The organism is Roseibium denhamense (genome assembly GCF_009711415.1).
In the GTDB taxonomy this organism is placed as follows: Bacteria; Pseudomonadota; Alphaproteobacteria; order Rhizobiales; family Stappiaceae; genus Roseibium; species Roseibium denhamense.
In genome coordinates this window covers 1-12,709 of the sequence record NZ_SMLZ01000087.1, presented here as the reverse complement: position 1 = coordinate 12,709, position 12,709 = coordinate 1, and the positions used below count along the sequence as shown (strand labels likewise).

Below are 12,709 nucleotides of genomic sequence, written 5' to 3'. Positions count from 1 at the left end.
TTCTTGAAATCGTCACCGGCTTTGCAAGCAGCGCTTCTAGCTTGCCGCAACCTCAACCCACAAAAAGTATGGGAGCACGTGTGATGGCGAACCTTCGCGGACGTTTTTTGAAAGGCGTCAGCCTCGCTGTTCTGTTCGGTCTTGGAACCGTGCCGGCAGCTCAAGCTGATTTCTTCGAGCGGATCAACAGTTATCCAGTCTACAAGACCTTGCCGGAAGGGGCGGACAAGTCCACCGAAACAGTTGCTGAAATCGTGTATGCCTCCAAGGACGGCCGCACGCTCGCCTTCACCGACAGCCCGGGTGAAGACATTGTGTTCGTCAATGCCGCGAACCCGCTCAACATCCAGCCGATGGGCCGTGTTGCCCTGGGCGGTGAGCCAACTTCCGTTGCCTTGGGTGAAATGGCCGCTTATGCCGGTGTGAACACCTCTGAGGACTACATCAACGCCTCCGGCCACATGGCTGTGATTTCCCTTGCCGAAATGGGCATTACGGCAACATGCGACGCTAAGGGCCAGCCGGACAGCGTCGCGATCTCGCCGGATGGCAAATTCCTGGCAATCGCGATCGAAAACGAGCGCGACGAAGATCTGAACGACGGCGTTATCCCGCAAATGCCGGCAGGGCATTTGGCCGTCTTTGATCTGGATGAGAACGGCCTGCCCACCAACTGTGATGCGGTTCGCATTGTCGACCTGACCGGTTTGGCGGACGTGGCTCCGACCGATCCGGAGCCAGAATTCGTCTCCATCAACGCTGAGAACCAGGCAGTCGTCACCTTGCAGGAAAACAATCACCTGGCCGTGGTTGACCTGGCAACTGGTGAGGTGGTCTCCCATTTCTCCGCTGGCGTGGCAACGGCTGAAAATGTTCCGGTCATCGATGCGCGTATGAGCGACGCCTCCGGCACCACGGAAAACGTGGCCCGCGAACCGGATGCGGTCGCCTGGATCGACAGCGAGCGTTTCGTCACGGCGAACGAGGGCGACTATGAAGGCGGCTCACGCGGGTTCACCATCTGGAGCAAGAACGGCGACGTCCTGTTCGACAGCGGTAACCAGATGGAACATCTGGGCATGTCCCACGGCCATTATCCGGCCAAGCGCGCCGCCAAGAAGGGCACCGAGCCCGAAGGTGTTGCTGTTGGAGAGTTCGGGGGCGAGACCCTGATCTTCGTCAATTCCGAGCGTGGTAACTTCGTCGCCGTTTATAAAGACACCGGTGCAGAGCCGGAATTCCTGCAATTCCTGCCGACCCATGTGGGTCCGGAAGGCTTGCTGGCAATTCCGCAACGCGACCTCTTTGTGGTTGCCAACGAAGTCGATGAAGATGGCGTGCGGTCGCATCTGTCGGTCTATCAGTTCGGTGCGGATGTTCCGGTTTATCCGTCCGTTGTTTCTGAAATGGATCCTGAAAAGAGCGCGCCGATCGGCTGGGGTGCATTGTCCGCTCTGGCAGCGCATCCGGAAGATGCCAACACCCTTTATGCGGTTTCCGACAGCTTCTATGACGAAGCCCGCATCTACACGATGGACATCTCCGAAATCCCGGCCAAGATCACGTCCTATGTGACTGTCACGGGTTTCAATCAGTCCAAGTTGGATCTGGAAGGCATCTCGGTTGCTTCCGATGGCGGGTTCTGGCTGGCATCTGAAGGCCATCCGGAAAATGATCGCCGTCACCTTCTCCTGAAGGTTGATGACGCAGGTGCTGTCCAGGAAGAAATCCTGCTGCCGCAGTCGCTGATCGACCAGGCACAGCGGTTCTCTTTCGAAGGCGTTGCCGAGTTTGAGATGAATGGTCAGACAATGGTTGCTGTCGCCGTTCAGCGCGAGTGGAAGGACGACCCGAAAGGCTTGACCAAACTGGCGATCTACAACCCGGCGGACAAGTCCTGGGGCTTCGTTCACTATCCGCTTGATGCACCGAAAAGTGCCGCTGGCGGCTGGGTCGGACTGTCCGAAATCGTTTCCATGGGCAACGGCCAGTTTGCCGTTCTGGAGCGCGACAACAAGGGCGGCGAAGATGCTGCGATCAAGCAGATCACGGTTGTCTCCCTGGAAGGCGTAACCCCTGCAGCCCACGGCGAAACCCTCCCGGTTCTGGAAAAGCGGTTTGCGGTTGATGTGCTTCCGGCCATGGCACAAGGCAAGGGCTGGATCCTGGACAAGCCGGAAGGCCTTACCATCACGGCTAACGGCCGGTTGATCCTGATCACCGACAATGACGGCGTTGATGACGCGGCCGGTGAGACCCAGCTGATCGATCTCGGTCCGGCGACCCGCCTGAACTAAGATCTAAAAGGCTCTTCGGAGCTATAAATCTAAAGCCCGGCAACGTGCGTGTTGCCGGGCTTTTTTCTCGGGCAGGCCGCAAATGCTTCGAGGTATGCGGGGCACCGGTCAGGCTGATTTTGCCTCCATCATGTCTTCGGATGAGACCCAGACATCAGACGCGAGGAACGCATCAACAGCGGTGTTGAGCGTGTCGCTGACATCTTCCAGGACGGACGTCAAACGTTCGACCTCGACCGCAGTTGTCTTGGTCTCACCTATATTGGCCTGGAGGTCGGAGACGTCGCGGGCCGCATCGTTGCTGGAGCGGGCCGCCATGGCCATCGCGTGGCTGATTTCGCCCGTGGCTGCACCTTGTTCCTCCACCGCGGAGGCTATTGCGGCCGTGACCTCTTGAACGTCTTCCATTTGCCCGGCGATGGCGCGGATCGCCTCAACGGCGCGGGTGGTTGAGGTTTGAACGGCGGCGACTTGGGCGGATATTTCGTCTGTCGCTTTCGCGGTCTGTGTCGAGAGCTCCTTGACTTCGGCAGCAACGACCGCGAAGCCTTTGCCCGCCTCTCCGGCTCTGGCGGCCTCAATGGTGGCATTGAGGGCAAGGAGATTGGTCTGTTCGGCAATATCCCGGATCATATTGATGACCGCCCCGATCTTTTCCGCCGATCCGGCAAGGGCGGTCACGTCCCGGTCCGTGGACCGCGCTGCATCGGTCGCGGTTTGTGCCGTTTGCAAGGCGCGTGTCGTGTGCTGTGTGATTTCGGCGATTGAGATGCGCAGTTCTTCCGAAGCGGTTGCCGATGCCTGAACGCTTTCATCCGCCTTGCTTGAAGCTGCGAGCGCGCTTTTTGTCGCTGTCAGGGAAGACGTCGCATTCCCGGCCAGTTGATCGGACGTATTGCTCAAGATCGATGTTTGATCTGCCAGTTGTCTTTTCACGTCGGCGATCTGGGTCTTGAAAGTGTCGACCAGCCGGTCCATCTCGGCGCGCCTTGCGGTTTCGGTTGACCGCCTGAGCGCTGCGGCCTCTTCGTTTTGTTTAATCTCGCTTGCATTGTCCCGGAACACTTCCATAGCCCGTTTCATATCGCCGATCTCGTCTGCACGGTCGGTCCCGTCGATCCGCGTGTCGAGCCGGCCATCGATGATGTCACGAATGTTTCCGATCAATTGCCCAAGCGGACGGGTAAACGTGAGGGCCAGAAAATACCCGGCTGGTGCTGCAAGAACGAACAAGCCAATGCCGATCCCGATCATCCAGCTTTTGAGACTGTTCAATGGAGCCATGGCTTCGGCTTCGGTCTGCATGGCCAGCACGGCCCAGGTGTTGCCCAGAAACTCCAAGGGTGCTCCAGCCTTTATAAAGCCTTCGCCCCGATGGCTTGGGCCGATCATTACCTTGGTTTGGCCGTTGAGCACGGCAGCAGCTGTTTTCGTTGTCAGCGCGGTTTTCAGGATGTCGTTTTCCTCTGTAAACCGCGAGTCGTTCCGGAACAGACTGTCTTCTCCGACAAGCACGGTCTCTCCCGTGTCTCCCAGGCCAGCTGATCGGCTCATGAGGGCATTGATCCGGTCAATCGGCATTTGGAAGACCAGCACGCCCAGCGTTTGTCCATTTGCTTGGATCGGCCGTGACATGAAGCTTGCCGCAGCGCCATGGCTGGGCCCGTAGGGCTGAAAATCGAAGAAGTGGACAGCGCTGGGCGCTCCATCGGCAGCCGCGCGGAACGCACGCCCGAGGTCCGTGTCGGACCAGGGGCCGCCCGCCCGGAAATTGGTGGCAAAGTCCTCCTCCTTGAACACGGTGTAAATCAGGTCGCCGTTCATATTGAACAGGAAGATGTCGTAGTAGCCGCGATCCAGGAGCAGCTTGCGCAGCCAGGGGTGATACTTCGCATGCGCCGCGTCATAGGGTGTTCCCGTTGCCGCTTGGTCGAAAAGGTGCTTCTGGCCGAGCGGATTGGGGTTTTCCCGGATGTAAGCGGATTTCAGTGCCAGGGTCTTGTCACCGCCGACTTGTGCCCATGCGGCATCAAACTCCCGGACGGCCTCGTGGACAAACGGGAGCTGACTGACCAGCGCCAGATCCGTGTCGATTTCCTTCAGATAGTCGGACAGCTCGAGCACCCGGCTGGTTGAAATCGCCTGGAGCCGGCTCTTGGTAAGCGTCTGAATTTCATGTGCAGCGGAAAAGTAGCTGCTCAGCCCGATGCCGGCCCCAACCGCGAGCGCTACGCCCAGTATGGCAGCCGGAATTTTAAAACGGATAGATAAGCGATCCCACATGAAACCCTCCAAATATTCATCCAAGGGTTCATGAGTGAGGTTAATGCACGTTTAAACCAAGGGTTGTTTTGATGTGTATTTAGGCAGCCCTGTTTCTTCTGACGAGTAACATCCTCAAAATCGCAAGTAAGATATTTTGCAATAATCCGGATGAACGAATATATCCGCACACCAACGCTTTTATCTTTGGGGGGCCTCTGCGTCAGAGAAGCGTTCTTGCTTGCCGTTTATTGTGCGCGCCGGTATACGGACACGTTCTCAAATGAGGCAACATCGACCAAATGAACGGTTTGCGTCACCGTTAATGTCCGGCCGTCTTCCGACAGCTCCCGTTCAGCTTTCATGATGGTCAACCCGCCGCGCCGCGCTTCTGAAACAAGGGTCCGGTCCCCGTTGAACACGAGGCGCATGGCATCCACCAGTCCGCTTTTGCCAAGTTTCACTTCGGGCCCGTCCGGCATGGCTTCAAAGCTATCATTGGTGACTTCACCATCTGCTGCAACCTGGTTCATCGTGAAGATGGCCATTCCGAAATTGTCCTCGATCCGGAGTGTCGCGCTCTTGGGCGGATCTCCTTGCTCGAATTCGCTCTCGTCTGCGTCCAGGATCCAGGTGCCCAGAAAGGGGGCGAGTTTGTCTTCGGTCATTGCGTCCAAGGGTCTCTTAAGGAAAAAGCCGTCCACGGGATACCCGCAGACGGCGTTTCATGCAAATCGTCAGGTCAGTTTCAGGCGCTCAAGGCGTCCAGTTCAGCCACAATCGCGTCGCCCATTTCGGTCGTTGAAACGGTGGCTTCGCCGGCAGCTGCGATGTCCTTGGTGCGCAGACCCTTGTCCAGAGCATTTGCGATGGCCTTATCCAGCATGTCTGCGGCGGCAACTTCTTCAAAGGAATACCGCAGGGCCATCCCAAAGCTTGCGATCATCGCTATCGGGTTGGCGGCGCCTGTCCCGGCAATGTCCGGCGCAGAACCGTGGACCGGCTCATACAGCGCCTTGCGCTTGCCGGTCTTGGCATCTGGTGCCCCGAGCGACGCGGAGGGCAGCATGCCGAGCGAGCCGGTTAGCATGGCAGCAACATCAGACAGCATGTCGCCGAACAGGTTGTCGGTGACGATCACGTCGAACTGCTTCGGCCAGCGCACAAGCTGCATGCCGCCCGCATCGGCCAGCATATGCTCCAGCGTCACGTCTTCGAAGCCAGCCTTGTGGGTCTGCGTGACGACTTCGTTCCACAGAACGCCGGACTTCATGACGTTGCGTTTTTCCATCGAGCAGACCTTGTTGTTCCGGGTCCGCGCCAGCTCGAAGGCCACCTTGGAAATGCGCTCGATTTCGTAAGTGTCATAGACCTGGGTGTCGACGCCGCGCTTCTGGCCGTTGCCAAGATCCGTGATTTCCTTCGGTTCGCCGAAATAGACACCGCCGGTCAGCTCCCGCACGATCAGGATGTCGAGGCCTTCGATGATGTCCTTCTTGAGGGAGGACGCGTCGGCCAGCGCCGGATAACAGATGGCAGGCCGCAGGTTGGCAAACAGCTCCATGTCCTTGCGCAACCGCAAGAGGCCTGCTTCCGGGCGGACTTCATAGGGCACATCATCCCATTTCGGACCGCCGACCGCGCCGAAGATGACAGCGTCTGCCGCCATGGCCTTTGCCATATCTTCTTCGGAAATGGACTGGCCATGGGCGTCATAGGCCGACCCGCCAACAAGACCATCGTCTGTTTCAAAGGACATGCCGCCTTTTTCATTGAACCAGGCAATGACCTTCTTCACTTCAACCATGATTTCCGGGCCAATGCCATCGCCGGGCAAAAGCAGCAGATTTTGAGACGCCATAGACATTCCATCCCCGTATTTTATGAAACTGAAGGGTTGGGTTACCCCGTCGCTCACCGTCTTTCAAGCTCTCCGGTGTTGCAAAGAACTCAAGCAATGCGCCTGCAAAGGTCAAACGAATTCAGCTGGGCCGTTGATCGCTCAAGAGGGGAGCCAGCTGCGTCCCACCTGGACCAGAAGGTTTAAGGCAAGCACCGTCATCACCCATTTGAAGCCGGTCTTGAAGGCAGCCTCATTCATCTTTCCAAGAAGGCTGCTGCCAACAAGGGTTCCGAGAAAACCGCTTGCGATCATCAGGACGATCAGTTCAGCCCAAGGAGCAAAAGCGAAGCCGAGCAATCCGAACACAACGATCTTGAACACATGCATGATCAGCGCCGTGACCGCTTGATTGGCAACGAACTGGTGCCGCGTCAGACCCAGCGTCGACAGAACGGCACCGCCCACGGGACCGGCCGCCCCGAAGAACATCGACAGGAATGTTGAAGCAAAGCCCGCCCCGGCCATGGCGCGCTTGCGCGCCTTCTGGAATTTCGGCGGCCGTCCCCAGACGATCCAAAGAATGAAAATGCCGATCCCGGTCTTCAGGATCTCGTCAGGAAGCTCGACGGCAATCGCGCCCCCCAGTCCCGCACCTGCAGCTGCGCCGAGCGCAAACCAAAGGGCGATCAACCAGTCAATGTGTTTGAGCTGGACGAGCGCGCGTCCGGCATTGGACCCAAGCTGGATGACCCCATGGACAGGAACAAGGGCAGCTGCGGGCATGACCGCCGCCATGATTGCAATCAGCGTCACACCGCCGCCCAGCCCAACGGCTGCGGTCATGGCCGATGTTCCAAAGCTCGCGATAATCAGAAGGAGAGCAGCGCCCCAGTGCAGTCCGTCGGAAAGCAGCTCCATCCCCTTAGGACCACCGTGTATTGGCGTAGTTGACCGCCTCGCGCACATCGAGTTTGCGCGTTGAGTTGCCGCTGCGCAGGTAAAACACCGATGTCTTGTTTTCTTCCATATAGACCGCCCGGGGCGAGGGCCGGATGATGATCATTGCGACCTCAAGTCCGCTGACCGTCGCAAAAACCGTATGGATATAGGGACACACGTCGCCGCCGAGATTTTTTGAGACAACCTCGGTAACCGTGCGTTCAAAGGCGTCATGGTCCGGGCTCTTTAGGGTTGCCATGTCCGGGGCAAGCCCGAGCGGGGCACCGTTGTCGTCAACGCCAACAAGCAGATACCCCCCTTTGGCATTCAAGAAACCAGCAATGGTCTTGGCAATGACCTTCTCAAGGTTTCGGTTTGTCCGGTTTTCCTGAAGATCCCAGCGAAGGGAGGATTTGAATTCCGTGCGCTCGCTCTCTCCCTGACGCATGAGTTCGGGGATGAGGGCGGTCTGCTCTTCCCGCAAGTTCCTGTAGGCTGCGCTGGTCTGCATATAATTCCGGGTGAAAATTCCAAATGCGAGCCCGACAATCGCGCCCATGATGGCAAAAGCGAGCCCAAGATCCCAGTGTCTTGGCAAAAGCCCGAGCCATAGCCGCGCAGAGAGGAATTCCAGGGAATCTGGTGCTGTTTCGGAAAAACGGGACAGCTCCCACCAGGCAACCAGCAAGGTAAGCGGATGAATGATCAGGACGCCGACGAAAGCGCCGACAAGAATGTAGGTTGCTAAAAACGGAAGCCGGAACGGCAGGAAAGTCATGATGATACGCCCAAAGAAAACGCCGGAAAAGGCCCGGCGTTTCCCTATCATATTTCGGTCAGGCCGCCGTGGGCAAGGCGGTTTCGACGAGTTTGACCCAGTAGGAAGAGCCCAGGGGAATTAGATCGTCGTTAAAGTCATAGGCCGGATGATGAAGGCCGGCACTGTCGCCGTTCCCGGCAAAGATGAAGGCGCCGGGACGTTCTTCCAGCATGTAGGAGAAGTCTTCTCCCCCCATCATTGGGTCAATATCACGAATGACCTTGCCTTTGCCCGCAATGCCTTCTGCGACTTCAGCAGCAAAATCAGTCTGCGCGTCATGGTTTGCGGTGACCGGATAGCCGCGGTTGAACTCAAGATTCGCCTTGGCATCAAAGGCATCCGCCACTGACTGAACAATCTTGCGCATCCTGTCCTCCGCAAGGTCCCGCATGTCCGGGCTGAGGGTGCGAACGGTACCCTGCATGAAGACCTCTTGCGGGATCACATTATATGCGTTGCCTGCCTTGAACACGGTTACGGAGACCACGACCGAATCGAGCGGGTTGGCGTTGCGGCTTGCAATCGTCTGAAGCGCGTTGACGATGTTTGAGCCGACGACAATCGGGTCCACGGTTTCGTGGGGTTTGGCGGCATGGCCGCCGCGCCCTGTAACCGTGATCTTGAACTCGTCCGTTGCTGCCATGATCGGGCCTTTGCAGATCGCAAATTCACCGACAGGCATTCCGGGAAAATTATGCATCCCGTAGACTTCTTCGATCGGCCAGCGCGTCATGAGGCCATCGTCGATCATGGCCTTGGCACCTGCACCGCCTTCTTCGGCCGGCTGAAAGATGACAACCACACTTCCGTCGAAGTTGCGCGTTTCTGCAAGGTATTTCGCTGCGCCAAGCAACATGGCGGTATGCCCGTCGTGTCCGCAGGCATGCATTTTGCCCGGGATCTTGGACGCGTAAGGTTTTCCGGTGATTTCCTCAATCGGCAGCGCATCCATGTCGGCTCTCAGGCCAATGGTTCTGCCGGTGCCGCCATTTCTGCCCTTGATGACGCCAACAACACCCGTCTTGCCAATGCCGGTTGCAACTTCATCGACCCCAAAGCTTGTCAACAACTCGGCGACTTTCCCGGCAGTTCTGACGGTTTCGTATAGAATTTCCGGGTTCTCGTGAAAGTCACGGCGCCACGCGGTGATCTCATCAGCTAGATCGGCCAGGCGGTTGACAATTGGCATGAAGGGCTCCTTGAACGTGAAACGACCTGCGCATCGGCGCTTGAGCGGGTAAACTACCTCAGTTGCTTAAAAGGGAAAGTGGCTCCGGATAAAATTCTTGCGCCAGTTGAGGTGTCTGGGCGCTTTTCTCGTGAATTGGTAATCTTGCGGGATTATTCTTCCAACAACCGGAAAACACGTGTTGTTTTGATCTCATTGTCTTCCAGCGCTCCGACCACCGGGACGCGGTAAACCGCCAGTTCTTTCAGACGGGCCGTGGGCAGGTAGGACCGTCCCGGGTCGCCGATAAGAACAATCGTTCCGCTGTCCAGAACAGCTTGCAGGAAGGGCAAAACCTTTCCGGCCATCTGCTTGTCATAAAAAACATCGCCGCAGACCAGAAGGTCGGCAAGGGGCGGTCGTGCACCCGTAATGTCAGCCGCCTCGACCGAGAGCTCGACACCGTTCAACGCCGCGTTCAGCTGCGTTGCTTCAAGTGCAAATGAATCGACGTCGACCGCGTGGCAGGACCGCGCTCCCGCCAGCATGGCCGCGATACCGACAAGCCCGGATCCGCAGGCAAAATCGACAACCGACTTTTCCCGGACCATATCCGGATGATCAAGAATGTATCTTGCGAGGCCCTGGCCACCGGCCCATGCAAACGCCCAAAAGGGCGGGGGAAGTCCAAGCTCCCCCAGTTCGTCCTCGGTTTTTTGCCAGAGGTCCATGGCCTCGTCGGCGACATGAAGCCTGATCTCTTCGGCGTGCGGGACAGGCTTTACACGGGTCTGCTCCTGGATGAAGCGGACAGGATCCAATATCTTTGCCATCCGCTCTCCACTGCACCGGCAGGCCTTAATGCTTTATGCCGGTTCTTTCATGCCGCCCATTTCGCAGACGATTTTCCATTCTTCTTCCGTGACCGGTTGCACGGACAATCGCATGGAGGTGACGAGTGACATATTCGCCAGGCGCGGCTCTGCTTTGACATCGGCAAGGGTGACAGGCTTCGGCATGTCGCAAACCGCTTTGAAGTCCACGCACTCCCAGCGCGGATCATCGATTGTGCTGTCCGGGTGTATCTCGCTGCAGACCTCAACAACACCGACCACTTCCTTGCCGATATTGGAATGATAGAAAAAGGCCTTATCGCCAATCTCCATGGCGCGCATGTTGTTGCGGGCCTGGTAATTGCGGATGCCGTCCCATTCCTCGCCGGCCTCACCCTTGGCCTTTTGCTGTTCCCAGGACCATTTGTCCGGTTCGGACTTGATCAGCCAGTATTGCACTTAATTCGCCTCCGGATTCTTGACCACCCATTTCCATGGCCTGATTTCGACTGATTCGAACAGATCCGCTTTGGCGTAAGGATCTTCCTGGGAAATCGCAAGAATCTCGTCCCGGTTTGAGGCCTCAATGACAAGCATCGATCCGGTCATGTTGCCCTCGTCATCGGTGAAAGGGCCGCCAGCTTTCAGGGCATCACCAAGGCCGTTCAGGAACTCGAGATGGGCTGGCCTGTTGTCGAGACGTGTTTGCAGGGCACCGGCTTTGTCGGTGCAAATCAAGGCGTAGAGCATGTATGTGGATCCTCGCGATTCAGACTGCGCTGAACCCAGTCACCTGAAACTGAAGCCCGGCTCATGTCCCGGTCTGCTCTGAACGAACTTCAAATTTTTGAAGGTGACGAGCACGTTTTTGTTTCGAGTGTGGGTTCGGGAGCTGAAATCCATCCCGGGAGTCGCTTCAAGTAGGGGACGGATTTCAACCCCGCCACACTAGGGCCGCGGTCCTTTAAACTCAATGGCAATTGGGTCGGTTAAAGCATGCCGGACTCGGCCTTCAGCGGGCGAGCCATGAGCGTGGTCAAAGCATCGTCTATGCTCAGATCCTCATCGATCATTTGCGCAACGGTTTCGCAAATCGGAACGTCCACCTCGTACTTGCGGCCGAGTTTCACGGCAACGCGTGCCGAATAGGCGCCTTCAGCAAGCTTTCCACCCGCAGAGATGAGTTCCGACGCCATAAAACCCTCTCCAAGCCGGAGCCCGAACGAGAAGTTGCGCGATTGGCTCGACGAACAGGTCAGCACCAGGTCGCCAAGGCCGGACAGGCCGGTCAGTGTTTCGCCTTGGGCGCCCATTGCGATCCCCAGCCTGTTCAGTTCGGCAAACCCTCTTGCGGTCAAGGCGGCCTGTGCGCTGGCTCCCAGCTTCCGGCCAACGACAGCCCCACAAGCAATCGCCAGAACATTTTTGAGGGCGCCGCCAATCTGGGCGCCGAGAAGGTCGATCGACGCGTAGGGGCGGAAGGTCGGAGATTGCAGGGCCTCGCACAGGCTGAGAGCGGTTTTGGCGGAGTTGGCCGCAATTGTAACGGCTGTTGGCAATCCGCGCGCCACGTCATCGGCAAAGCTTGGGCCCGACAGGACCGCAGGTTCGATCCCCGGCAATTCCTCAGACAGGATTTTGGACAAGATCTTGCCGGACGACTGTTCGATCCCCTTCGCGCACAGCACCACAGGGCCGCGGACAAGGCCTGTGGCTTTCAAACTAGCCAGGATCGTGCGGGTAGTTTGTGCGGGAGTGACCAGCAAAATGGCATCTGCATCCGCGACTTCGGCCAGTTTCGCGGTCGCATTCAGATCTTCGTCAAATGTTATTCCCGGCAGATAGCGCGGGTTTTGCTGACGTGCCCTGATATCGGACACGGTGGCCGGATCACGGGCCCACAGGCACACGGTACGCCCGGCCCGCGCGGCTGTCAGGGCCAAGGCTGTGCCCCAGGCACCACCGCCGATCACGCCGATCGAGTTAATGGCACCCATTGATCTGCCTTTCCATGCGCGGCCGTAGTGTTTCAAGCTGTGCTCCGAAGCCCTGTGACAACAGTCCATCTTCCGGCGCCTTGCTGGAAAGCACGTCGATCCAGAACAAGCGGAACCGGATAGGGGGTCCGCCAGCGCTGGGCGTCATTTCGAAATGGTCCCACGTCTCGGCGGGCTTGGCTTTCAAAACTCCATGAAAATGCCGCCGCCGATGCACACCGGAGAGATAGACGGAACCATCTTCCGGGATGTGATCCTGATCGGCGAACGATTCGATTGCGATATCCAATGAAAGTCCTGTCTCTTCGAAAAACTCCCGGCGGGCGCCCTGAAGAAAGCTTTCGCCGGGATCGAGCGTCCCGCCCGGTATCTGCAAACCCACTTCGGGCGAATCGGGCTCGCTGAAGACGAGAAGCTCCGGGCCGCAGGTCAGGTAAACATAGGCCTTGTAGAGCACTTGCATTCCCAGAGTTCCTTATCGGCAATCGTCGGCGTTTCCTATCAGGCTCTTGGCATTCTCCGAAAGGGCAAGTTTATGAACAATAACGGA

The 12,709-nt window shown here is 57.7% G+C and carries 12 protein-coding genes; 1 reads left to right on the top strand and 11 read right to left on the bottom strand.

Features of this window, described 5'->3' with window-relative positions:
- Window positions 1–83 precede the first annotated feature (83 nt).
- Window positions 84–2,297: an esterase-like activity of phytase family protein gene (locus E1180_RS02890; protein WP_155189586.1), complete on the top strand. Its 2,214-nt coding sequence runs from the start codon at window positions 84–86 to the stop codon at window positions 2,295–2,297.
- A 108-nt stretch (window positions 2,298–2,405) separates the two neighbouring features.
- On the opposite strand, the gene E1180_RS02885 is transcribed toward E1180_RS02890, so the two are convergent.
- From E1180_RS02885 to E1180_RS02835, 11 genes are all read right to left on the bottom strand, one after another.
- Window positions 2,406–4,580 (bottom strand): methyl-accepting chemotaxis protein, encoded by a 2,175-nt coding sequence (locus E1180_RS02885; protein WP_155189585.1) that lies wholly within the window; start codon window positions 4,578–4,580, stop codon window positions 2,406–2,408.
- A 227-nt stretch (window positions 4,581–4,807) separates the two neighbouring features.
- The gene (locus E1180_RS02880) at window positions 4,808–5,227 is read right to left on the bottom strand and encodes a hypothetical protein (RefSeq protein ID WP_155189584.1); all 420 of its coding nucleotides are present in this window, start codon (window positions 5,225–5,227) and stop codon (window positions 4,808–4,810) included.
- A gap of 80 nt (window positions 5,228–5,307) precedes the next feature.
- Window positions 5,308–6,420, bottom strand: coding sequence for a 3-isopropylmalate dehydrogenase (gene leuB / locus E1180_RS02875; RefSeq protein WP_155189583.1), 1,113 nt, complete (start codon window positions 6,418–6,420; stop codon window positions 5,308–5,310).
- Between the two features lie 141 nt (window positions 6,421–6,561).
- On the bottom strand, window positions 6,562–7,320 hold the full coding sequence (locus E1180_RS02870; RefSeq protein WP_155189582.1) for a sulfite exporter TauE/SafE family protein: 759 nt from the start codon (window positions 7,318–7,320) through the stop codon (window positions 6,562–6,564).
- 4 nt (window positions 7,321–7,324) lie between these two features.
- Window positions 7,325–8,170, bottom strand: coding sequence for an AlbA family DNA-binding domain-containing protein (locus E1180_RS02865; protein WP_208996880.1), 846 nt, complete (start codon window positions 8,168–8,170; stop codon window positions 7,325–7,327).
- Between the two features lie 7 nt (window positions 8,171–8,177).
- Window positions 8,178–9,350, bottom strand: a complete 1,173-nt coding sequence (locus tag E1180_RS02860) for a M20 aminoacylase family protein (protein WP_155189580.1) — start codon at window positions 9,348–9,350, stop codon at window positions 8,178–8,180.
- Between the two features lie 152 nt (window positions 9,351–9,502).
- Entirely contained in the window at window positions 9,503–10,162 is a 660-nt protein-coding gene (locus E1180_RS02855) for a class I SAM-dependent methyltransferase (RefSeq protein WP_155189579.1), read from the bottom strand.
- A gap of 33 nt (window positions 10,163–10,195) precedes the next feature.
- Window positions 10,196–10,621: an EVE domain-containing protein gene (locus tag E1180_RS02850; protein ID WP_283404561.1), complete on the bottom strand. Its 426-nt coding sequence runs from the start codon at window positions 10,619–10,621 to the stop codon at window positions 10,196–10,198.
- The gene (locus tag E1180_RS02845; RefSeq protein ID WP_155189578.1) at window positions 10,622–10,912 is read right to left on the bottom strand and encodes a YciI family protein; all 291 of its coding nucleotides are present in this window, start codon (window positions 10,910–10,912) and stop codon (window positions 10,622–10,624) included.
- Window positions 10,913–11,151: 239 nt separating this feature from the next.
- Window positions 11,152–12,159, bottom strand: coding sequence for an NAD(P)H-dependent glycerol-3-phosphate dehydrogenase (locus tag E1180_RS02840; RefSeq protein WP_155189577.1), 1,008 nt, complete (start codon window positions 12,157–12,159; stop codon window positions 11,152–11,154).
- The gene (locus E1180_RS02835) at window positions 12,146–12,622 is read right to left on the bottom strand and encodes an NUDIX hydrolase (RefSeq protein WP_155189576.1); all 477 of its coding nucleotides are present in this window, start codon (window positions 12,620–12,622) and stop codon (window positions 12,146–12,148) included. Before E1180_RS02835 ends, E1180_RS02840 begins: the two co-directional genes overlap by 14 nt.
- Between the last annotated feature and the right edge of the window lie 87 nt (window positions 12,623–12,709).